The 22,698-nt window shown below is 72.2% G+C and carries 16 protein-coding genes; 10 read left to right on the top strand and 6 right to left on the bottom strand.

Translation table 11 applies throughout. The annotated features are described in order from the left end of the window. The first annotated feature begins 28 nt into the window (after positions 1–28). Positions 29–3,127, top strand: coding sequence for a poly(A) polymerase (locus AC6JA9_RS14360; RefSeq protein ID WP_497959937.1), 3,099 nt, complete (start codon positions 29–31; stop codon positions 3,125–3,127). A 98-nt stretch (positions 3,128–3,225) separates the two neighbouring features. Beyond that, positions 3,226–4,146, top strand: coding sequence for a hypothetical protein (locus AC6JA9_RS14355; RefSeq protein ID WP_483577538.1), 921 nt, complete (start codon positions 3,226–3,228; stop codon positions 4,144–4,146). Positions 4,147–4,155: 9 nt separating this feature from the next. Here the strand turns inward: AC6JA9_RS14355 and AC6JA9_RS14350 are convergent, their stop codons facing one another. The 4 genes from AC6JA9_RS14350 to AC6JA9_RS14335 all read right to left on the bottom strand — a co-directional run bounded on the left by AC6JA9_RS14350 (position 4,156) and on the right by AC6JA9_RS14335 (position 9,820). Then, positions 4,156–4,938 carry a nucleotidyltransferase domain-containing protein gene (locus tag AC6JA9_RS14350; RefSeq protein WP_223751294.1) on the bottom strand — a complete coding sequence of 261 codons (783 nt, stop codon included), beginning with the start codon at positions 4,936–4,938 and terminating at the stop codon, positions 4,156–4,158. Further along, a complete protein-coding gene (locus AC6JA9_RS14345) occupies positions 4,935–6,230 on the bottom strand; it encodes a DNA polymerase beta superfamily protein (protein ID WP_267696943.1) in 1,296 nt (431 codons plus the stop codon). Before AC6JA9_RS14345 ends, AC6JA9_RS14350 begins: the two co-directional genes overlap by 4 nt. A gap of 64 nt (positions 6,231–6,294) precedes the next feature. After that, positions 6,295–9,078: a PAS domain-containing hybrid sensor histidine kinase/response regulator gene (locus tag AC6JA9_RS14340; RefSeq protein WP_370640432.1), complete on the bottom strand. Its 2,784-nt coding sequence runs from the start codon at positions 9,076–9,078 to the stop codon at positions 6,295–6,297. Positions 9,079–9,214: 136 nt separating this feature from the next. Beyond that, entirely contained in the window at positions 9,215–9,820 is a 606-nt protein-coding gene (locus tag AC6JA9_RS14335) for an EF-hand domain-containing protein (RefSeq protein ID WP_497959935.1), read from the bottom strand. 469 nt (positions 9,821–10,289) lie between these two features. On the opposite strand from AC6JA9_RS14335, the gene AC6JA9_RS14330 reads away from it, so the two are divergent. Further along, positions 10,290–12,776: an RIO1 family regulatory kinase/ATPase domain-containing protein gene (locus AC6JA9_RS14330; protein ID WP_497959934.1), complete on the top strand. Its 2,487-nt coding sequence runs from the start codon at positions 10,290–10,292 to the stop codon at positions 12,774–12,776. A 64-nt stretch (positions 12,777–12,840) separates the two neighbouring features. On the opposite strand, the gene AC6JA9_RS14325 is transcribed toward AC6JA9_RS14330, so the two are convergent. Then, on the bottom strand, positions 12,841–13,854 hold the full coding sequence (locus AC6JA9_RS14325) for a zinc-dependent alcohol dehydrogenase family protein (RefSeq protein WP_223751289.1): 1,014 nt from the start codon (positions 13,852–13,854) through the stop codon (positions 12,841–12,843). A 157-nt stretch (positions 13,855–14,011) separates the two neighbouring features. Here AC6JA9_RS14325 and AC6JA9_RS14320 point away from each other — a divergent pair, with 157 nt between their 5' ends. Together AC6JA9_RS14320 and AC6JA9_RS14315 are read left to right on the top strand one after the other, a co-directional pair. Further along, positions 14,012–14,929: a multiheme c-type cytochrome gene (locus AC6JA9_RS14320; RefSeq protein ID WP_483577535.1), complete on the top strand. Its 918-nt coding sequence runs from the start codon at positions 14,012–14,014 to the stop codon at positions 14,927–14,929. Then, positions 14,926–16,452 carry an NADase-type glycan-binding domain-containing protein gene (locus AC6JA9_RS14315; RefSeq protein WP_267696947.1) on the top strand — a complete coding sequence of 509 codons (1,527 nt, stop codon included), beginning with the start codon at positions 14,926–14,928 and terminating at the stop codon, positions 16,450–16,452. Before AC6JA9_RS14320 ends, AC6JA9_RS14315 begins: the two co-directional genes overlap by 4 nt. On the opposite strand, the gene AC6JA9_RS14310 is transcribed toward AC6JA9_RS14315, so the two are convergent. Then, complete coding sequence (locus AC6JA9_RS14310; protein WP_497959932.1) at positions 16,428–16,901, bottom strand: putative toxin-antitoxin system toxin component, PIN family; 474 nt, start codon at positions 16,899–16,901, stop codon at positions 16,428–16,430. The two genes, AC6JA9_RS14315 and AC6JA9_RS14310, sit on opposite strands and share 25 nt — an antisense overlap. 53 nt (positions 16,902–16,954) lie before the next feature. Here AC6JA9_RS14310 and AC6JA9_RS14305 point away from each other — a divergent pair, with 53 nt between their 5' ends. The 5 genes from AC6JA9_RS14305 (at position 16,955) to AC6JA9_RS14285 (ending at position 22,670) form a co-directional block, all read left to right on the top strand. After that, the gene (locus AC6JA9_RS14305) at positions 16,955–17,974 is read left to right on the top strand and encodes a hypothetical protein (RefSeq protein ID WP_408891000.1); all 1,020 of its coding nucleotides are present in this window, start codon (positions 16,955–16,957) and stop codon (positions 17,972–17,974) included. Between the two features lie 39 nt (positions 17,975–18,013). Further along, positions 18,014–19,006, top strand: a complete 993-nt coding sequence (locus AC6JA9_RS14300; RefSeq protein WP_267696950.1) for a vWA domain-containing protein — start codon at positions 18,014–18,016, stop codon at positions 19,004–19,006. Then, positions 19,003–20,397 carry an adenylosuccinate synthetase gene (locus AC6JA9_RS14295; RefSeq protein ID WP_223785102.1) on the top strand — a complete coding sequence of 465 codons (1,395 nt, stop codon included), beginning with the start codon at positions 19,003–19,005 and terminating at the stop codon, positions 20,395–20,397. Before AC6JA9_RS14300 ends, AC6JA9_RS14295 begins: the two co-directional genes overlap by 4 nt. Positions 20,398–20,494: 97 nt before the next feature. Next, entirely contained in the window at positions 20,495–21,361 is an 867-nt protein-coding gene (locus AC6JA9_RS14290) for a VWA domain-containing protein (RefSeq protein WP_223751282.1), read from the top strand. 58 nt (positions 21,362–21,419) lie between these two features. Beyond that, positions 21,420–22,670, top strand: a complete 1,251-nt coding sequence (locus AC6JA9_RS14285) for a DEAD/DEAH box helicase (protein ID WP_223785101.1) — start codon at positions 21,420–21,422, stop codon at positions 22,668–22,670. The last annotated feature ends 28 nt before the right edge of the window (positions 22,671–22,698 follow it).

The following is a 22,698-nucleotide window of genomic DNA, read 5'->3' as shown; positions in this document are numbered from 1 at the left end:
CCTCCTCTTCTCCCCGTGGGTGCTCACCATGTCCCAGGAACGCTTCACGACGAGCCGGGAGGTGTACCACCGCATCCGGTGGGACCCTCGGCTGGAGGCCCGTGAGTTCGTCATCGGCTACGACACCCACGGCGAGCGCCTGGAGGAGATGCCGTTCGAGGCCTTCGTGCCGGACGGCGAAATCCCCTGGCACCGCGTCTGGTACTTCAAGCGCGGGCGCGAGGTGGTGTGGGACCGCAAGGAGCGCATCGACCGGCTGAATCACCTCGTCGAGCCACCCGCAGAGGCGCCCGCCCCCACCCCGCCCCGTCCGCGCGAGGTCCCCGGCTTCGCGCGCCTGCATGTCCATCGCTACGACGCGCGGGCCGGGGATTGGATGAAGTCCCCTTCCTCGGCGCCGGGGGACGCGCGCCTGGCGCCGGAGCGACTCACCGTCGCCACCTTCAACGTCCTCTTCGACCTGTACGACCGGGAGAAGCTCGCCACCGAGCACCGCACGCCCGCGGCCCTGGCGCTGCTGCGCGAGACCGACGCGGACGTCATCGTCCTTCAAGAAGTCACCGCGCCCTTCCTGCGGGCCCTGCTCGCGGAGGGCTGGGTGCGCGAGCGCTACCACGTGTCGGACGGTCCCGAGGCGAACACCGTCGTCCCCTACGGGCAGGTGCTCCTGTCGCGCGAGCCCCTCGCCTCGGTGTGGCAGCGGGTCTTCTCGCGCGACAAGCGCCTCATCGTGGGCGAGCTGCGACTGGCGGGCGGCCCGCTGTGGGTGGCCACGCCGCACCTGACGAGCAACCGCGAGGCCACCGGCGCCGCGGCCCGGGCCACCCAGGTCCAGGCGCTGCTGGAGGAGCTCCCGACACTCACGGGCGACGACGACGCGGGCGCGCCCGACGTCGTGCTGGCCGGGGACTTCAACTTCGGCGACGGAGACGCGGAGGTGGAGTCCTTCCGCCGCGCGGGCTTCGTGGATGCATGGCCCACGCTGCGCCCGTCCGAGCAGGGGGAGACGTACAATCCTCGGCTCAACTCGCTGGCCGCCATCACCACCGTGTCCGGACGGCTCCAGCGGTTGGACCGCGTGCTGGTGGCCTCGCCCTCGGGGCGACTCTCGCCGGAGTCCATCGAGCTGTTCGGCGAAGCCCCGCTGAAGGGCGCGCGTGCTCCGTCCGGCGAGCCGCTGTTCGCGTCGGACCACTTCGGCATCCGCTGCGTCCTGCGCCGCGACACCCGCGCGGCCTCCTCCGCGACGGGCGCCGCGGCGGCCCGGCTCGTCCACCACACCGCCGTGGTGCTCATCCCCCCCGAGTCCGTGTGGCCGCCCATCCAGGCGCTGCGCAAGAAGCACGACGCGAAGTTCGAGCGGTGGATGCCCCACGTCACCCTGCTCTACCCCTTCCTCCCCGAGGAGGACTTCGACGCGGTGGCGGCGCTGCTCTGCGAGGCCGCGCGGAGCATCGAGCCCTTCCAGGTGACGCTCTCCGACTTCGACCACTTCGACCACCGCGCCAGCGCGACGGCGTGGTTGAGGCCCGAGGACGCGCCCCGAGGTGCCCTGACGCGACTGCACGCGAAGCTCGTCTCCGTGGTGCCCGAGTGCGCGCCGCCGGCCCATGGGTTCCACCCGCATCTGTCCGTGGGGCAGGTGCCCCACTCGGACGACGTGGACGTGGAGCGCACCGTCGCCACGTGGGCACGGGGCTGGCGTCCGCTGAGCTTCGAGGTCCGCGAGGTCTGCATCATCCGCCGCCAGGGCAACACGCCGTTCGAGGTCGTCCGACGCATTCCGCTGGGTGTCGCGCGCGCGGAGGCCACGACAGCGGGCACCGGTGACGACGCGCTGCGCTCCGCGCTCGGGAACGTGGGCGCCGTCGAGAGCGTTCCCGAGACACGGGCGAAGCGCGACGAGGCCGTGGAGCGGCTGCGGGTGCTGTGCGCTCGCGTGGGCGCCTCGCTGCATCCGTATGGCTCCTATCTGCTCGGGACCGATGGCGCGGGCAGTGACGTGGACGCGGTGGCGCTCGGCCCCGCGGGCCAGTCACGGGAGGACTTCGCGCGGGAGCTGTTGGGGGAGCTGGCGAGGTCGGAGCCCGAGAGCCGCGCGGCCTCGCGCTTCGTCGCCGATGCGGCCATCCCGCTGGTGAAGGTGGTGCTGGGCGGCGTGAGCTTCGAGGTGTCCCACGCCAGTCGGCCCGAGGGCGCCGGGTCCCTGGACCCGCTGGAGCTGCTCGCGCGACACGCGGACGCGTTCGACCCCGCGGGCCTGCGCTCGGTGCTGGGGCTCGCGGACATGAAGGGCGTGCTGGCGGCGCTCGGTCCGGACGAGGACACCCACGCGAGGTTCCGGAGGCTGCTGCGTGCCGTGAAGGCCTGGGCCCGGGCTCGGGGGCTCTACTCACATGCGCTCGGCTATCTCGGGGGCCTGTCGTGGACGGTGCTCGCGGCCTGGGCCACCACGCGCGCGGCGCCCGAGGCGGTGAAGTCCGACGTGGACCTGCTCGCGCACTTCTTCGACACCTTCGCCACGTGGCCCTGGCCCCAGCCCGTGGCCCTGACGATGGAGACGGCGCGCTACCGGCCGGATGGCAAGCGGGACCTGCTGCCCATCATCGCCCCCGTGGCGCCGCTGAGGAACACCACACGCAACGTGTCGCGCTCCACCTCCCGCATCCTTCGCGAGGAGTGGGCGCGTGCACGGGAGCTCGTCGCGCAGGCGCGCAGGACGGGGACGCCCGGAGCGTGGTCCCTGTTGTTCGAGCCGCTCGATTCGACCAGCCAACCGTCGACCCGACTGCGGCTGAGCGCCGACGCGAAGACCCCCGAGGGGCGCGAGGTCGCCCAGGGGTGGCTGCTCGGGCACATCACGGCCCTGGCGTACCGCCTGGAGAGTGATCGCCGCCTGACGGTGCGTCCCCTCCAGGCGCCGGGAGCCGGGGGCTCGCTGCTCATCGGGCTGGAGGCCCGGGACCCGAGCGCGCTCGCGTGGAGGCCGGGCACGCCGCTCGTCGAGGCGGTGGAGTCCTTCCGCGCGTCGTTCCTCGAATGGGCCCACCGTCCCGACGGGGCCACCCTCCAGGTGGAGCTGTCACGCGCGAGCGCCTCGGGCCTCCCCGGGGAAACAGACCCGTAAGGACAGACACCCCGCTCCAGCCCTGGCGCATCCCATGAACATCCTCCCTGGGTGAGATAGGCTTCACCCGAAGTCATTCACACCGAGGGGGGGTCGTCGTGTCCCAGAGCCATCGTGTCGCGAAGCTGCCCATCCGCATGCGGGGCTTCGTCCAGCCCGACACCCAGTCTCAGTTCGAGGGCTACGTCGAGGCGGGCACCTACTTCGTGCTGGAGGAGAAGCCGGGCAGCCCGACGCCGGACACCGACTTCGTGCGCCTGGAGGTCCCCACGCTGGGCGCGCTGGACACCTGGGTCTGCACGCGCTGGCGCACGCAGCACTACGTGAGCGTGACGAACCAGGCGCAGCCTCCGCCCGCCGTGCGGCTGCCCTTCGATGACGACCCGCTGGCCATCGCCGAGAGCCAGCTCGTCACGTTGCTCCGGGGCCTGAAGGACTTCCGCTACGACCTGGACCAGGCGTACTACCCCTGGGACCTCCCGGGCATCCGCGTGCCTCGCGCGCCGCCCCTGTTCAACAACTGCTGCACCTTCGTCGAGGCGCTCACGGTGAAGGCCTTCGCGGACGCCCACGGCGCGAACTTCGCGTGGGACTCGCGGCGCCACCGGCAGATGATGATTGCCTCCACGGAGGACTTCTTCTCCCCCGTCACCGCCGCCGTCGAGAGCGGCATGGCCATCCCCGCGCCCTCGGCCGATGCCCACCCGCATCCGTGGACGCTCATCCAGGGCTGGCGCAACCAGTGGCGCTCCGGCCACACCTTCCTCGTAGTGGACCACCACCCCGCCACCGACAAGGCCCTGGTGCTGGAGTCCAACAGCGCCAACGGCCTCGACGGCGTCGGCTACCGGGGCATCGGCAACCTGAGGGACATCGGCCTCGAGCCGCCCGAGGGCTGGTGGAACCTGCCGGACGTGTGGACGTGGCGGAAGCTCTGCTCCACGTATCTCTTCCGCCAGCAGGCCTGGCTCAAGGTCAAGGACCGCTCCTTGTCCAGGCTGTCCGCCACCTCGCCCTGAACGCGCGGCTCAGAAGCGCCGGCGCCGCAGCTCCAGCATCCAGGCCTCCAGCGCGTCCACGGCGTTGGAGGGCGGCGCCTCGGGCAGCACCGACACCGCCAGCGCCGCGTCGAGCACCTCGAACGAGCGGGCCACCCGGACGCGCCACGCTTCGCTCAGCGCCTCCGGCAGCTCGCTCTTCTCCCCGCGCCGCTTCTGCTCCACCAGCTCGCGGGCCTCGGGGAAGCCGTGGGCGTCCAAGAGCTCGGTGACGTCCGTCTCCACGCCCCCGGTGCGCAGCAGGTGCGTGCCCGTCAGCGTGGTGCGCAGCACGTAGAGCAGCTTCTTGGCGGAGCGAAAGCCGCTCTTCTCCCACTCACGCAGCTGGCCGTGGGCGAAGCCGTTGTAGTGACGGAACACCCGCCGCGACAGCACCTCGCGCGCCAGCGGCTGGAGCGACTCCAGGTCCGGAGAGGCCCGCAGGGTGATGGCGCCCAGGATGCGCTCCAGGTAGTTGCCATTGCCCTGCAACAGTCCCTGGAGGACGGATGCGAGCTCATTGGACGAGTAGTCCACCTCCACGCCATCCACCACCTCCAGGCGCTCGGCGTTGAGCTGCCGGGGGCTGAGCCCCAGGAGCATGGCGGTGGGCGCCACGTGGATGGACTTCAGGTCCAGGTCACTGTCGGGCGAGGGGAACCCGTAGGCATGCGCCCCCGTCAGCGACACCACCAGGTGCTCGCGTCGCGCGGACTCCTCGTCGAGCACGCGGTCCGCCACCGTCTTCTCGTGCTCCGTCAGCGTGCCCTTCATTCCGAATCCCTCCACTCCATCCGCGGGGCCTCGGGCGCCTCGCGTCCCCAGGGCCCCGGCGCCTTCGTCACCCAGCGCCGCGCCACCTCATCCCCCACCCGCCGCAGCAGCCGGTCCGCTCGCGCGTAGTCGGGCTGCTCCGGCAGACGGCTCTCCCGCCGCGCCGCCTCCAGCTCCGGTGCCATCGCCTCCGCGTCGCGCAGCACGTCCTCGAGCGGGACCTGCCCCGCCTTGATGTCCAACAGCCGAGCCTTCAGGGCACCCGTCGCCTCGAAGACGGGCTCGCCGTGGCGCAGCCAGCCCGTGGCCGTGGCGATCAACCGCAGCAGGTTGTACGCGTTCTTCGGTCGCAGCTCCCGCGCCGACGGAGGACGCTGTCCCCCTCCACGCGCGTAGGCGGTGAGCGCCGCGAAGTCGTTGGCGGCGAGCAGGCCCTGGTCCGACAGCGAGCGATAGAGCTGCTTGACGTAGGTCTTCGCCGCCAGCAGCGCGTCCTCGGGCGTGGGCGCGCCGCGCGGGGAGATGTCCGCCAGTCGCCGGGCCACTTCGTCCAGGTCCGGCGTGGGGTCCTCGCACAGCCACTCCAGCAGCAGGTCCCGGTGCTCGGCGAGCCGCTGGCTGCGCGTGAGCTTGTCGAGCTGGCTCATGGCGTAGCGACCGAAGCTGCCGAAGATGGACTGCGAGACGAAGGCCTCGCGCTCCGCGAGGAACCACTCGCCCAGCTCATCCAGCGCCCGGGCGCCCGGGACGAACAGCGTCTCCAGCGTGTTCGGGTCCGCGCGCAGGGCCTGCTCCACCGTCTTGCGCGCCTCCCAATAGGTCGTGCTGCCGTCGGCGCTCACCAGGTCCTGCGGCGCCTCCACCAGGCCGAAGCTCCACGAGAGCGGCAGGGCGAACACCCCTCGCACGTCCACGTCCGACTGCGCGTTCGCCAGTCCCCAGGCATGGCTGCCCACGCGCGTCTCCAGCACCACGCACGGCCCCAGCGCGTTCCAGGCGGCCTCGCGCCGCTGGGCGAACTGGACCTGTCCCGGACGCCGGGGCACCAGCTCGTCGCGCGCGAACCACACCTCGCCCACGCCGACGATCTGGATGTCGAGCCCGCCGTCCTTCGCCCGCACCACGCGCCCCACCACGCCCTGGGGGATGCGCCGCCCGCCGGAGGTCATCCGCTCCACGCGCGTCGTCACCTCGGTGCCATGCGGCAGCGGCACCGACAGCCGGTCCACCTCTTCCAGGCCTCGGATGCGCGCGGCGCCCGGGTGGGAGGAGTCCTTGGGAGAGTCACTCATCGTTCACCTCGAAGTGCGCGGCCGCGCGAGGGACGCCCGAGCCCCCGGAGGGCTGACCGGGACCTCAGCGGCGCGCCGTGGGCAGGGCGATGCTCTCACGAAGGCGAGACAGCAGTCCGCGCGTCGTGGACAGCTCCGCCCGGCACCGGTCCAGCCGCTCGCGCAGGGAGTCGACGTCATCGCCCGCGTCCGCGCTCAGCTCCAGCTCCCGACTCAGCGTCTCCAGGGCCGACGCGCCGAACCAGGCCGCGTTGGACTTGAGCGTGTGCGCCGCGCGGCTGAGGTCGTCGAGCAGCCCCTGCCCCAGCGCCGTGTACGCGTCGTCGAGCAGCGCGGGCATGCTCTGCAGCGCGGTGTCGATGAGCTCCGGGAGGATGTTCCCCGCCTGCGAGCCCAGCTCCCGCCACAGCCGGGCCAGCGCCGCGGGCTGCAGGCCGGGGATGCGCGCGGCCTCGGGCACCAGGTCGTCGGAGAGCCCCTGCTCCGCGATGACGACGCGCTCCGGCCGCGTGCGGGTGCCGCCGACGGGCCGCGGCGTCTGGCAGCGCACCAGCGCGGCGGTGAGCGCCTCCACGCGGATGGGCTTGGACAGGAAGTCGTCCATCCCCGCCTCGAAGCACTGCTCCCGGTCGGAGTCCATCGCGTTGGCCGTCATCGCGATGACCCACGGCTGCACCGTGGGCGGCAGCTCCTTGCGGATGCGCCGCGTGGCCTCCAGGCCGTCCATCTCCGGCATCTGCAGGTCCATGAAGACCACGTCGAAGCGCTGGCGCAGGGACCACTCCAGCGCCTCGCGCCCGTTGGACGCCGCCTGCACCTGATAGCCGAGCCGGTCCAGCATCAGGCTGGCCAGCCGCTGGTTGGTGAGGTTGTCCTCCACCAGCAGGATGCGCAAGGGGACGCGGTCTCCGGGCCTGTCGCGGGGCGCGGGAGCCCCCGTCGGCGCGGGCTCCACGCGCACCCGGGGCACGTCCTTGGAGAAGCAGGACATCAGCGTGTCGTGGAGCTGCGAGGCCTTCATCGGGCGCGACAGCACCCCGGAGAACAGGCCCGGCGGAGGCGCGGCGCGGCGTCCCGGTGAGGTCAGCAGGAACAGCGGCAGCGCCCGCAGGTCGTCGCGCTCGCGGATCCGCGCCGCCAGCGAGGGACCGTCCAGTCCCGGCATCTGGTGGTCGATGAGCGCCAGGTCGAACCCGGAGCCGCCCGACTGGAGCTTGGAGAGCGCCTCCATGCCGGAGCCCGCCTCCACCGGCTCGGCGCCCCACGCCTGGAGCTGTCGTCCCAGGAGCCGGCGGTTGATGGCGTTGTCGTCGACGATGAGCACGCGCCGGCCGCGCAGCAGCGGCTCGTCCGAGCGCAGGTAGCCCGCCGTCGTCTGCGGCGCGGCCTGCACGGTGAGCGCGAAGAAGAACGTGGTGCCTCGGCCGGGCACGCCCTCGCTCTCCACCCAGATGCGCCCGCCCATCGCCTCCACCAGCCGCTTGGAGATGGCGAGCCCCAGCCCCGTGCCGCCGAAGCGCCGCGCCACCGACACGTCGAGCTGGTTGAACGGCTGGAACAGGCCCTGGCGCTTCTCCTCGGGGATGCCCGGCCCCGTGTCCTGCACGGAGAAGGTGAGCTCCCACGGCGCGTCGGTCGCCTCGGCGCGGCGGACCCCGTCCACGGAGACGACGGCGCCGCCCGACTCGGTGAACTTCAGCGCGTTGCCCACCAGGTTGAGCAGCACCTGGCGCAGGCGTGAGGCGTCCCCCATCACCACCTGGGGCACGTCGGGCGAGATGTCCGCGCCCAGGTCCAAGCCCTTCTCGCTGGCGCGCACCGCGAGCAGGTCCAGCACCGACTCCACGCACTGACGCAGGTCGAACGGGTGGCGGTCCGTCTCGAAGCGGCCGGCTTCGATCTTGGAGAAGTCCAGCACGTCGTTGAGCAGCGTGAGCAGCGCCTCGCTGCTCTGGCGGATGGTGGAGATGAACTCGCGCTGCTCGCCCGTCAGGTGCGTGTCCAGCATCAGCCCCGTCATGCCGATGATGGCGTTCATCGGCGTGCGGATTTCGTGGCTCATCGTCGCCAGGAACAGGCTCTTGGCCTGGTTGGCGGACTCGGCCGCCTGGCGCGCGCGCTGGAGGTCGGTGATGTCGTGGTAGATGGCGATGAAGCCCAGCTGCCGGCCGCCCACCGACACCGGCAGCGCCAACAGCTCCACGTCCACCATCGTGTGGTCCTTGCGCAGCCGCCGCGTGACGGAGTGCACGCGCCCGCGCTGGGTGACGTCGCGCTGGGCCTTCTTCGCCTCGGGCAGGACGCTGTCCTCGGTGGCCACCAGGTCGAAGATGTGTTTGCCCAGCGCCTCCTGCGGCGTGTACCCGAAGAGCCGCTCGGCGGCGGGGTTCCACGACAGGACGATGAACTGGCGGGTGATGGTGACGATGGCGACGGGGCTGTTGCGCACCACCGCCTCGAAGAACTCCTTCTGCTGACGGATGGAGGCCTCGACCTCCAGGCTGCCGCGCATGTCCTGGAGCTGGAGCACCCAGCCCAGCGCGTTTCCGGCCGCGTCGAACTGGGCCAGCGTCTGCACGCGCAGGTAGTACGCGGGCCCGGCGCCGCCCGGCCGCTGTCCGGCCAGCTCCGTCTCGTGCGGCGTGTCCGGCGAGCCGCGCGTGTCCGGCGGACGCCACCCCGACAACAGGCGCGTCACCGCCATGCCCACCAGCTCACCGCGCGGGCCGAAGATGCGCTCGGCGGCGCGGTTGACCTGCTGGATGAGCTGGGCAGCGTCGAGCACGAGCACCGCGTCGCGCGCGTGCTCGAAGACGGTGGTATGGGCTCTGGACGCCAGGTCGGACACCACTCCCCCTACCCTCCCGAGTGTAGGTCAGCTCCGCCCCCGCTCCTATTTTCGAGACCACGCGAGCAGGCCAGGGCCCAGGGGCCCGCCCACGACGGGGACGGGCCCCTGCCCAGCGTGCTGGTGGCGCGCGCTTTCAGCGGCTGCGCCACCACGCCTTGAACTCCATCCAGGAGATCCTCCCCGTGCGGTCCGCGTCGACGATGTCGAGGGCGATCTCCAGCTCCTCGTCCGTGACGTCCTGCCCGAGCGCCTCCAGCAGCCGCGCGAACTCGGCGCGCTCGATGGCACCGGTGCGGTTGCGGTCGTAGCGCTGGAAGATGTCGAGCAGTTCGTTGCCGGAGCTGGTGAGTTCGTCCACCGCCGCGTGCTCGGGCGCCAGCGGGAGGATGCCGGCGGAGGACGTCTCCACCTGCTCCACGGAGGCGAGGCTGGGGGCGGGGCGCTCGTCCGGGACGGCGGGGGGCGGCGTCTCGGGCACGTCCCGCGAGACGACCAGGCGCGGTGACAGGGGCGCCGTGGCGGGCGCGGACTTCCTGCCTCCACGGGAGGGCCTCCGGGTCGAGCCCTTCTTCGCGGCGCGCTTCTTCGTGACGGCCTTCTTCGCGGTGCTCTTGCGAGCCGCGCTCGTCTTCGCGGTGGCCTTCCGGGCCGTGGGCTTCTTCGTCGCGGCCTTCTTCGTCGTGGAGGCGCGCCGGGATGACTTCTTCGCAGCACTCGACTTGCGCTTCTTCGTCGCCATGGGTGAGCCCCTCCTGGGCGGCGCGCATCGTAGCGCTCTCCTGGTGCGGGTCGGCAGCCCCTGGGTGCAGGTCCCCGGCCGGCGTCTCCCCGGCGGAGCCCACCGGCGGCCCCTCCGCTCGCCCGCACACCGAGTGTCGACTCGTCGGTGCCTGGCCCCTGTCCGGCCCCACGGCCCGGCGCTCGCATGGACGTCTGGAGGGCGGTGGTCCGGCATCCGGACTTTTCTCCAGGGATTCCAGGGTCTTGGTCAACTTTGACCCAGCCGGGCTGGAGCGCATCGATGGCCTGGAACCCTGGCGGACAAACTGTTAGCAGGCCGGGCGTTGGTTCACCTGATTGCTCCTGGCGTCATGCTGGTAGCAAGAGGGCCCCGCGAGATGTTCACATGCCGCCGCGCGCTGCGAGCAGGGCCGCCCCGCGCGCATTGGAATGCCCCCGCCCGCCCCCCATTGGACTTCCGCCTCTGAATGAATGACTCGCTAGAGACCCTCCTCGCCGATGGAATCATCGAGGCCGTTCTCGGCCAACTGAAGACGGGCAAGGAGGCGGAGGTGTGGCTCGTCCAGCACGCCGGGCAGGTGGTGGCGGCCAAGCTGTACAAGGAGCGCCACGAGCGTAACTTCCGCAACAACGTGGGCTACCGGGAGGGGCGTGAGGTGCGCAATTCGCGCACGCGTCGCGCCATGGAGAAGGGCAGCAAGTTCGGGCAGGCCGCCGCGGAGGAGGCCTGGAAGAGCGCGGAGTCGGACTCGCTCTACAAGCTGCACGCGCAGGGCGTCCGGGTGCCCACGCCGGTGTTGTTCTACGAGGGCATCCTCCTGATGGAGGTGGTCATCGACGCGCAGGGACATCCGGCCCCGCGCCTGGTCGAGGCGCCGCCGACCACGCCCGAGGAAGCGCTGGCGATGTACGTGGACCTGCGCGCGCAGGTCATCAGCATGCTGTGCGCGGACCTCATCCACGGAGACCTGTCGCCGTACAACATCCTGATGGGGTACGCGGGGCCGGTCATCATCGACTTCCCGCAGACCATCGCCGCGGCGCGCAACAACCGCGCGGAGTTCTACTTCCGCCGCGACCTGGACAACGTGCGCGAGTTCCTCGCGACGTACGCGCCCGCGCTGTACGGCATGGCGGGGGACACCGGCGAAATCTGGAGCGCCTATGTGCGGCGCGAGCTCACGCCGGACTTCGTGCCCTCGGGAGGCTTCCGTGAGGGGGCTCGCCGTGGGGGCCAGGGCAAGGGCCGTCCGGACGCGCGCTTCGGGGGCGGCCATCCGCGACTGGAGCAGCGCGCGCCGCAGGTCGAGGTCGCGCCCGCTCCGCCCAAGCCGGCGATGACGCCCGAGGAGGCCGCCGAGGCGGAGCTGCTCGAGCTGGAGGCGCTGGTGCTGAGGCAGGGGGGTGGCGAGCGAGGCAAGCCGCCCGCCGCTCCGGCGCAGCGAGGAGGCCGCAGGGGTCCGGGGCGAGGACCGCCGCGCTCGGGCAACAACCGTCCGAACCCGCCCGCGTCGCAGCAGGCGCGTCCGGCGGGTGGTGGTGGTGCTCGGCCGCCGCAGGCGAATGGCGCGCGGCCGCCGCAGGGAGAGCAGCGCAATGGAGGTCCTCGAGGCTTCCAGGGCGGCGCGGTCAACGGCAACGGCGAGGCAGCGCGCAACGGTGACTCGCGCAACGGCGCGCATCGGCCGCAGGGCGGCGCGGGAGAGTCGCGCGGTGGTGGACCTCGCGGCTTCCAGGGCAACTCAGGTCAAGGCGCTGGAGACTCGCGCGGGGCTCCTCGTGGCTTCCAGGGCGAGCGCCGCAACGGCAATGGGGCGCAAGGCGCTGGGGATTCGCGCGGTGAGCCTCGTGGGTTCCAGGGCGAGCGCCGTAACGGTGATGCCGCGCAGGGCTCGGGCGACTCGCGTGGCGGTCCTCGCGGCGTCCAGGGCGAGCGCCGTAACGGTGATGCCTCGCAGGGCCCGGGCGACTCGCGCGGCGGTCCTCGCGGCTTCCAGGGCGAGCGCCGTAACGGTGATGCCTCGCAGGGCCCGGGCGACTCGCGCGGCGGTCCTCGCGGCTTCCAGGGCGAGCGCCGTAACGGTGATGCCTCGCAGGGCCCGGGCGACTCGCGCGGCGGTCCTCGCGGCTTCCAGGGCGAGCGCCGTAACGGTGATGCCTCGCAGGGCCCGGGCGATTCGCGCGGCGGTCCTCGCGGCGTCCAGGGCGAGCGCCGCAACGGCGATGGGGCGCAAGGCACAGGCGATTCACGTGGGGGCCCTCGCGGCTTCGAGGACGGAGCGGCGCAAGGTGCTGGCGACTCGCGCGGTGGTCCTCGCGGCTTCCAGGGCGAGCGTCGCGACGCGGCGGCACCGGGCCCCGGTGATTCACGTGGCCGTGGCCCTCGCGGTACCCAGGGTGAGCGTCGCAATGGAGGCCCCAGGGACTTCCAGGGTGAAGCTCGCAACGGCCAGGACGCGCACGCGTCCGTCGCCCCTGCGTTCGAGGGCGGGGACACGCGTGGCGCGGAGGCTTCACGCAACGGTGGCCCGCGGGGTCCCGGCGACTTCCGCAATGGAAACCGCCGCGGAGACCCGTCCGAGCCCCGCAACGGCCACGCCAACTCACGGCCCCCGATGAACGGACGCGGCAACCGCGACGAGCGTCAGCCCCTGGTCGAGCACCGGGGACAGGGCAACGAGGTCCAGGCAGGCGCGAGCAACACCTTCGCCGGCAATGACGCGCGGCCTCCCCGTGGCGAGCGTCGCGGAGGTCCCAATCGGCCCTCGCAGCCCGCCGTGGAGACCCGTCCGCCGACCGGCCCGGGGGGCAACACGCTGCGCGAGGCGCGCCAGCAGCGCCCCAACTCGAACCGGGGCAACGCCCCTCGCGGTCCCCGAGGCGGTCCCCAGGTGAGCTACGTCGCGCGCAACAACAACCCGTCCGACTCGGGCCCCACCGAGACCGGCTCCTGAGGCCCCAGGGCCCGGTGGACGCCAGTCGTCACCGGGCCCTTCCCCACTTCGACACGGCGTCACGTCATCCCACGCGGATGACGACCTTGCCGAAGTGGGCCCCGCTCTTCAGGTGATGGAACGCCGCCACCGCCTCGTCGAAGGGGAACACGCGGTCCACCACCGGGCGGACGGAGTGCTGCGAGAACGCACGCAGCAGCGCCTCGAAGCTCTGCCGATGTCCGACGAGGATGCCCTGCACCCGCAGGTTCTGCATCAGGATGGACGTCAACGGCACCGCCCCCGCGACCCCGCTCAGCACGCCGATGACGGACACCGTGCCGCCGGGCCGCACCGCGCGCAGCGACTTCTCGAACGTCCCCGCCCCACCCACCTCCACGACGTGGTCCACGCCCGCGTTGCCCGTGAGCGCACGCGCCGCCTTGTCCCAGTCCGGCGTCGTCACGTAGTTGATGCCGTCGTGCGCCCCCAGTCCTCGCGCGCGCTCCAGCTTGTCGTCGCGGCTCGAGGTGATGAGGACGCGCGCCCCCATCATCCGCGCAATCTGCAGCGCGAAGATGGAGACGCCCCCCGTCCCCTGGAGCAACACCACGTCCCCCGCCTTGAGCGCGCCATGCGTCACCAGCGCGCTCCACGCCGTGAGGGCCGCGCAGGGCAGCGTCGCGGCCTCCTCGTCGGTGAGGTAGTCGGGCGTGGGCACCACCCCGTCCTCGCGCAGCACCATCGTGTCCGCGAGCGCGCCATCCAGCGGCCCACCCAGCGTGGACTGCTGCGCCAGGCGCGTCGGCTCACCGGCGGCCCACGCCTGCGCGAAGAGCCCGATGACCCGCTCTCCGACCTTCACCCGCGTGACACCCGGCCCCACCGCGTCCACCACTCCCGCGCCATCCGAGTTGGGGACCAGCGGCAGCTTCTGCCGCGGGTTGTAGCGCCCCTCCACCATCATCAGGTCGCGGTAGTTCAGGCTCGTCGCCTTCACCCGCACGCGCACCTGGAACGGGCCCGGCGTGGGGTCCGGCCGCTCGCACGACACCAGCTTCTCCAACCCGAATCCGTCCCGAATCTCGTAGGCCTTCATGGGTCCGGTTCTACCGCTCCCGCACGCCCGGGGGGAGGTGCGTCCGCGAGTCCCATGCGAATACACTCCACGTTCAACAGTGCACGCGCTCCTCCTCCTCACCTGCTCGCTCCTCGCCTCCGCGCCGAGTGCCCGCTTCCCACAGGGAACCGCGCGCATGGAGGTGGGCCCCGCGCCACACGGGCTGCCGGACTGGAGCCTCCAGCGCTGCGCCGAGTGTCACGCGCCCGAGGTCGACGCCTGGAGGAACAGCGGCCATGCCTCGGCGCGCACGGATGACGTCTTCCAGGTCGCCATCACCGAGGACCGTCCGGGCTGGTGCGTCCAGTGTCACGCGCCCCTCGCGCGGAACCTGGAGCGCGGCGCGCTGCCCGCGAACAGTCCCCCCGAGGAGCACGGCGTCACCTGCGCGGCCTGTCACGCGCGCATCGACAAGGCCCAGGCCACCCCGGGCATGCCCTGCGCGGGCTGCCACCAGTTCGGCTTCCCCGTCCTGAACATCGATGGCCAGCGCGTGCGCCTCTCCAAGACGCAGTGGCAACAGGACACCGTGGGCGAGTGGACCGCCTGGCGCAAGGCCACCGGAGACACGCGCCACTGCACCGACTGCCACATGCCCCGGGGTGACCACGGCCTCGGCGGAACCCGGCGCACCGAGGCGCTCAAGGCGGCGCTCGTCGTGGAGCCGCGCGATGGCGAGCTCGTGCTGTCCACGCGCGAAGTGGGCCATGGCTTCCCCTCCGGCGACGTCATGCGCTGGGTGAGCGTGGAGGTCGCCGACAATCCGCTCTTCGAGTCCGCCACCACCGTGGCCACGCTGGGCCGCCGCCTGGAGGTCCGCCCGTGGGCCCCGGAGCCGCTGGCCCACCTGGGCGCCATCGAGGACACCCGGCTCGTCCCAGGCCGCCCCCTCCGCGTCCGGCTCCCGTCCACGGCCCGCTACGCGCGCGTCGTCTACCACCTGGTGTCCCGCGAGCAGGAAGACTCGGGACTCTACCCCGCGGGCCTCTCACGGCTCGTCCTGTGGGCCGCACCCCTTCCGCCACCCCGACACACCCCGGAGCGCAAGCCATGATCCTCCTGTCGCTCATCCTCGCGGCCGCCCCACCCGTCCTGCTCGAGCCCGACGCGGGCGGCGCGCACCGGCTGCATCCGCGCCGCGTGACGGCGTCCACGTTCCTGGAGAACGGCTGGAACAAGCACGCGCAGAACTACCTGCCGCTCTACGTCGCGGACGACGACCCGGCCACCGCGTGGGTGGAGGGCGCGAAGGGGCGCGGCGAGGGAGAGGCCCTGGAGTGGTGGGGACCGTCCCTCACGCGCGCCAAGGTGTTCCGCGTCTTCGTGCGCAACGGCTACCAGAAGTCCGAGAAGCTCTACCGCGCCAACGCGCGTCCCCGGAAGGTGAAGCTGGAGCCGCTGGTCCAGGGCGAGACGGGCCCGCAGACGACGGGCGCGCCGGTGGAGGCGGAGCTGCGCGACGTGCTCGGCTGGCAGGAGGTCCGCGTGCCCGTGCCGGAGCGCGTGGGCGGCGTGCGGCTCACGCTCGTGTCCACCTATCCGGGCGCGACGTATGACGACACGTGCCTGAGTGACTTGCGCGTGTACGTGGAGGGCGAGGACCCGTACAAGGCCGAGGCGGAGACGGCGGCCTTCGAGCAGGTGCGCGCCTACGCGTACGAGCGGAAGATGGCCGCCGCGCGCAACGACACGAAGGCGAAGGTGGAGTGGGCGCCGCGCTACAAGGTGGAGACGCTCTTCGAGAAGGACTTCACGGAGAAGGAGATGCTCTCGCGCCCCGGTGGGGTGATGAGCGTCGCCGCCTCCGACTTCCTGGCCACCGTGCCGGAGAAGCCCGCGTACAAGGCCGCGCTCGCTCGCGCCCGGCAGATGGCCGCGGAGTTCGACCGCGTCGACCTGAACCGCGCGGGCACCGACTCCGAGGCCCGTGGAACGTGGACCCGCGTGAAGCCCGCGCAGCTGCGCCCCCAGAAGGCCGCGGCGAGCGCGGCGCTGTCCGCGATGGAGGACCCGGGCCTGGTGCGCGTGGCCGGGCTGCTCCACCTGGCGGACACCACCTTCTTCGAGGCCGACACCACCCAGGCGCAGATGAAGGCGCGAATCCAGAAGGCGCTCGCCCAGGAGGGCCGCGAGCTCGTCGCGTGCGAGAAGCGGTGCGAGAAGGAGCGCCGCGAGGCCCCCGCCGAATCGGACTTCACCTGCGAGGAGGAGTGCTCGGGCGTCTTCTCGGAGCTGTCGGGCTCCAAGAGCGAGCTGCTGGAGCACCGGGCCTCGGGCGGCGAGTTCCTCCAGGGGCCGCTCGACAAGCCCACCGCGTTCCTGCGCGGCACCTCCGAGGCCTCCGGCAATCGCGAGGTGTGGCTCACCTTCCGCCAGACGCTCATCACCTACAAGGACCAGCGGGCCGACTCGGTGGTCGTCTACGGCAACATGCAGGGCTCGGACGACCCGGTCTTCTTCTACGTGCTCGAGTGGAGCGAGAAGGCGGGCAAGTCGCGCCTGGAGAGCATCACCGCCATCGTGGTGAACGCCCAGGCCGCGCGCGTGCTGCGCTACCGCCCCGCATCCAGCGCCTGAGCGGACAGTCGCGCCACCGCCTGCCGGGGCGTGAGGATGAGGAAGGGCATCCCGTGCCGGTCCGCCATGGACAGCACGCGCTTGTCCTTGCTCACCAGCCACGACGCCCCGGCCCGCGCGGCCAGGACGAGGAACTTCTGGTCGTCGCGGTCCTTGCATCGGGGGAGCTCCAGCGCCGGGTTCCCCTCCCCCGCCGGCAGTACCCGCGCGTGCTCGCGATAGCGCGCCAGCGCCGTGCTCCGCGTGTCCTGGGCCCGGCCCGGCAGGAAGTGGCGCGAGGCGAGCACATAGCCCAGCTCCGCCAGCGTCGCGTCCTCGGCCCAGGCCACCAGGCGTCCGTCCCGCAGGGCCTGGTGCAGCTCACGCAGGGCCGGGTCCTCGAACACGTAGAGGTCCAGGACGACATTGGTGTCGAGCACCACGGGCAGCACGGGGGCAACGGGAGTCATTCGGGTTTCCTGCGGGCACGGTATGCTGCCCCCGCATCGCATGAGGGGGTCGGATGGAGCTACAACTTCTGAAGTGTCCGGGCTGCGGCGCGAACCTACCGCCCCCCGCCTCGGCGAACGGCATCCTCACCTGCGCCTACTGCGGCGCGATGGTGTCCGCCAAGGGCGTGGCCGTCTGGCCCAAGCCCGCGCGTCCCGCGGATGACCCGCCCTTCGCTCCGGACCGGCCTCGCGTCACCGTGGCGGGCACGCGCTACGTGCTGCTCGGCCGCCTGGGCCAGGGGGACAGCTGCGACGTGTTCCTCGCGCGGCGCGACGCGCGCATCACGGAGATGGTGGTGCTGAAGGTCGCCCGCGCGCTGTCGGATGGAGACCTGGTCGCGCGGGAGTACGAAATCCTCGAGGAGCTCCAGGGCTCCAGCGCCCAGGGCGCCGAGCACTTCACGCGGCTGCTCCCCCAGCCCGTGGCGCGGGGCAAGGTGAAGGACCCGGTGGGCACCGCGCGCCCGGCGGCCGTGTATCGCTGGATGAGCGGCTTCCAGCACTCGCTGACGGAGCTGCGTCAGGTGTCTCCGGAGGGCATCGACCCGCGCGCGGCGGTGTGGATGTGGAAGCGCGCGCTGGAGGTGCTCGGCTTCGTGCACCGCGCGGGCTACGTCCACGGCGCGGTGCTGCCGCCCCACCTGCTCGTGCACCCCAGGGACCATGGCGTGATGCTGGTGGGCTGGGCCCATGCCACGCGGTACCACTCGACCCTGGCCCTGCCTTCCGCCAGCGTGGCCCACCCTGACTTCTACCCGGAGGCGCTGCTGGACGGCGCGACGCCCTCGCCCGCCACGGACCTGGCCATGCTCGCGCGCTGCCTCGCCTGGGTGCTCGGTGGGACGGCGGCGACGGGCCTGGCGCCATCGAAGGTGCCGGCGCCGCTCGTCGCGCTGCTGCGCGACCAGGCCCGGCTCCAGCGCGGCGCGAGCATCGATGCGTGGAGCGTGAAGGAAGAGGTGTCACGGGCGGCGCTCGAGGCCTTCGGACCTCCGCGCTTCGTTCCCTTCACCCTGCCCGGGTGGCGTTGAGCGCGGCGGAACGCCGTGGCGTGGAAGGAGAGTCGAGCGATGGGTTACGGGAGCTACAGCAGCCAGGCGCACGAGGCGCTCATCCAGACCCGGGCGACCTTGTCCCGGCAGGTCCTCTTCCGGCAGGAGCGCTGCCATCCGCTGATGGACCCGCGCGGGGTGGACTGGCGCGAGAGTCGGGACAGCGAGGAGCACCCCCTCTCGCTGGGCATCGTCTTCGCGCTCGATGTCACGGGCTCCATGGGTGACATCCCGGAGCTGCTGGCGCGGCGCGGGCTGCCCAGCTTCATGCGGGCGCTCCTGGACGTGGGCGTGACGGACTCACAGGTGCTCTTCATGGCGGTGGGCGACGCGAACAGCGACCGCGCCCCGCTGCAGGTGGGCCAGTTCGAGTCCAACGAGCGACAGATGGACCAGTGGCTCACCTCGTCCTTCCTGGAAGGCGGCGGAGGCACGCCGGGCCACGAGTCGTATGAGCTGGCGATGTACTTCGCCGCGCGCCACACGGACCTGGACTGCTTCCGCAAGCGCAACCGCCGGGGCTACTTCTTCATGACGGGTGACGAGCGGCCCTACCCGTTCGTCTCGCACACGCAGGTGGCTTCGCTCATGGGGGACGGGCTGGAGAAGGACCTGCCCGTGCAGCAGGTGGTGGACGAGCTCCAGCGCGCCTTCGAGCCCTTCTTCCTCATCCCCGGTCTGGCCCGCCGCCGCAACTGCGAGCGGTACTGGCGGGAGCTGCTCGGGGACCGCGTCATCTGTCTGGAGGAGCCCGGAGACTGCGTGGACGTGACCTCCAGTCTCGTCGGCCTGTGCGAGGGCGCCATCGCGGACATCGACGCGCTGGCCCGCCACCTGGAGCGCGAGGGCAGGGATCGCTCCCGACGCGGCGCCGTCATCCGCGCGCTCACGCCCTTCGCGGCCACGCTGGGACGCGACGGCACGCCTCAGCCGCGGCTGGAGGATGAGCACCTGCCCGTCGACGACGCCAGCTCCGGCCACCGGCGCATCGTCCCTCGCGACGGGCGATGAGCGCCTCGCGCGCGGCCCACATCGTCGTCGACCTGGGCTTCGGCGACGCGGGCAAGGGCACCCTCACGGACTGGCTGACGCGTCGGCATGACGCGCGGCTCGTGGTGCGCTTCAACGGCGGCGCGCAGGCGGGGCACAACGTCGTCACCGAGGACGGCCGACACCACACCTTCTCCCAGTTCGGCGCGGGCACCTTCGTGCCTGGCGTGTGGACGCACCTGGCGCACTCCACCGTCTTCCATCCGCTGGCCCTGCGCGTGGAGGCCCGCTACCTCGCCGAGCGCGGTGTGCCGGAGGCCCTGTCGCGCGTGACGGTGAGCGAGCGGGCCCGCGTCATCACGCCGTTCCATCAAGCGGCGGGGCGGCTGCGGGAGCTGGCTCGGGGCGATGCGCGACATGGCACCTGCGGCGTGGGCGTGGGCGAGACGGTGCGCGATGCGCTCGCGCACCCCGAGGACACCGTGCTCGCGGGCGACCTGAGGGACGCGAGCGGACTCGTGCGCAAGGCCCGCGCGGCGCAGGAGCGCTTGCGAGGGGCGCTGGAGGAAGTGCTGCGCCTCACCGAGGGACTCTCCGACGCCGCGCCGGAGCGGGCCCTGTTGGAGGACTCCGGCGTGAGTGCCCGCTGGGCGGAGGCCGTGCGGAGCATCGAGCCTCTTCAGCGCGTCGTCGACGACGCATGGCTCGGGGCCCGGCTTCGCGCGGGCACCACGCTCTTCGAGGGCGCGCAGGGCGTGCTGCTGGACGAGTGGCGCGGCTTCCATCCCCACACCACCTGGAGCACGTGCACCTTCGAGCCCGCGCTGGCCCTGCTGCGCGAGCATGGCTTCGATGGCGAGGTGCACCGGCTGGGCGTGCTGCGCGCGTATGCCACGCGCCACGGAGAGGGCCCGTTCCCCACCGAGGACGCGAGCCTCGCGCCCTCTCTCCCCGAGCCGCACAATGGCGCCGACGGCTGGCAGGGCGGCTTTCGCGTGGGCGCCTTCGACGCGGTGCTCGGCCGCTATGCGCTCGCGGTCTGCGGCGGGGTGGATGCGCTCGCGGTGACGCACCTGGACCGGCTGACCTCGCGCTGGCCGGTGTGCGACGCATATCGCGCCGCGCCCGGGCAGGTCGGCTCCGGCGAGGACTCGACCCTGGTGCGTGAAGCGCCGGGTTCCGAGCGCATCACCGCGCTGCGTCCCAGTGACTCCGAGCGGGACCTCGACTGGCAGGCGCGCCTGACGCGGGCCCTGGCGCGCTGCGTGCCCGAGCGGAGGACCCTGGAGCTGGGTGGGGCCCCGGAGGCTCGCGTCGAGCGCTTCCTCGGCTGGGTGGAAGCCGCCCTGGGCGCGCGCGTCACCGTGGCGTCCCGGGGGCCGACGGCCGGGGACAAGCAGCCCCGAGGCTGACGCCACCCATGCCTCCGCGTTAGCGTCGCGGTGTCTCGAACGAGGGGGTCAAGCCAACATGGGGTACGGGTCCTACAGTCACGAAGCGCACAGGGCGATGACGGAGGCTCGCAGCGAGCTGCCGCCGCAAGAGGTGTTCAAGCAGCGCGCGTGTCATCCCAGGATGGACCCGTTCGGGGTGAAGTTCCGCGAGAGCCGGGACAGCGCGGCCCACCCGAACTCGCTCGCCGTCGTCATGTCGCTCGACGTGACGGGCTCCATGGGCAACATCCCCGAAATCCTGGCGCGCAAGACGTTCCCCTCGTTCATGAAGGACCTGATGGACGCGGGCATCGCGGACCCGCAGGTGCTCTTCATGGCCGTGGGTGACGCGGACTACGACAGGGCCCCGCTCCAGGTCGGCCAGTTCGAGTCCTCCGAGCAGCAGATGGACCAGTGGCTCACGTGGATGTTCCTGGAGCGCGGTGGCGGCGCGAACCCCTCCGAGTCCTACGAGCTGGGCATGTACTTCGCCGCCGAGCACACCGCGATGGACTGCTTCGAGAAGCGCGGCAAGAAGGGATACTTCTTCATGACGGGCGACGAGCCGCCCTCCGAGGAGGTGGCGGCGCGCCACGTGACGAAGCTCATCGGCGACTCGATGAAGGACAACCAGCCCATCTACCAGACGGTGAAGCGGCTGGAGCGGACGTTCCATCCGTTCTTCCTCATCCCGGACCAGCGCCGCCGAGGCTCTTGCGAGGAGATCTGGCGCATCGTCCTGGAGGACCGGGTCATCTGCATGGACGACGCCGCGGACACCTGCGACGTGGCCGCCGCGCTGGTGGCCCTCACCGAGCGCGCCGTGCCGCACCTGGACGCGCTGGGCAGGCGGCTCAGGGACGCCGGCAAGCCCGCCGAGCGGGTGAAGAGCGTCCTGCGGGCCGTGGAGCCCTGGGCCCAGAAGCTGCGCGACACGCCATAGGACAGTGCCGGCGTCAGGCCCTTTCCCACGGGGCCCGACGCCGTGATACCCCCAGGCCGTGAGTGATTCCTTCGAACGGCTCGGGTTGTCTCCGGACACGCTCGGCGCGCTGCGCCGGGTGCGCTTCACCCAGCCCACCCCCATCCAGGTCCAGGCCATCCCTCCCGCGCTCGCGGGCAAGGACGTCATCGGCTGCGCGGCCACGGGCACCGGCAAGACGGCCGCCTATGTGCTTCCCCTCGTCGAGCGCTTCGCGGGCCGGAAGGGCACGCTGGGGCTGGTGCTCGCCCCCACCCGGGAGCTGGTGCGGCAGATTGCCGAGCCGCTGGGCGTCTTCGCCGAGGCGCGCGGCCTGACGCACACCGTGGTCATCGGCGGCGAGGACATGTCCGCGCAGGTGGAGGCGCTGAAGGCCCATCCCACCTTCGTGCTCGCCACGCCGGGCCGGCTGGTGGACCTGCTGGAGACGGGCTCGGTGAGCCTGTACCGGATGGAGGGGCTGGTGCTCGACGAGGCGGACCGGATGCTCGACATGGGCTTCCTGCCCCAGCTGGAGCGCATCCTCGCCGCGCTGCCTCGCAAGCGGCAGACGCTGTTGTTCTCCGCGACGCTCGGCCCCGACGTGGGCAGGTTCGCGCGGGAGCGGCTGCACAAGCCGGTGCGCGTGGAGGTGACCCGCAGCGGGACTCCCGCCGAGCGGGCCGAGCAGCGGCTCTACATCGTGAAGCCGGAGGAGAAGTCGGCGCTGCTGCTCACGTTGCTCGCGGAGAGCGACTCGACGGCGCTCGTCTTCGCCAAGTCGAAGGAGCGCGCGGACAAGGTGCTGCGGCTGCTCCAGCGCGAGGGCCACAAGAGCGCGGTGCTGCACGCGGACCGGACGCAGAACCAGCGGCGCCAGGCGCTCGAGGGCTTCCGCGAGGGGACCTACCGGTGCCTGGTGGCGACGGACATCGCCGCGCGCGGCCTGGACGTGGAGGACGTGGGACAGGTCATCAACTACGACCTGCCGCACTCGCCCGAGGACTACGTGCACCGCATCGGCCGCACGGCGCGCGCGCAGGCCAGCGGCGTCGCGTCCACCTTCGCCACGTCGCGGGACAAGCACGTGGTGGCGGAGATCGAACGCATCATGCGCGGACAGATTCCCCGCGTCCCCGTGCCGCGCGAGGACCCCGTGTTCCAGGAGGCGTGGACGCGCTTCCTCGCGTCCCAGAAGGACCCCGGTCCTCCGCAGAAGGACTCGGGAGCGTCCCCCGGCAAGGAGCAGGGTCGCCACGCCCGGACCCACGGCAAGCGCAGGCCCCGCTGAGCGGCACCACCGCTCGAGCGTGCCCCCA

This window comes from Myxococcus sp. MH1, assembly GCF_059738865.1.
The sequence above is the reverse complement of the archived record's forward strand: the minus strand, read 5'-3'. Positions and strand labels throughout refer to the sequence as shown.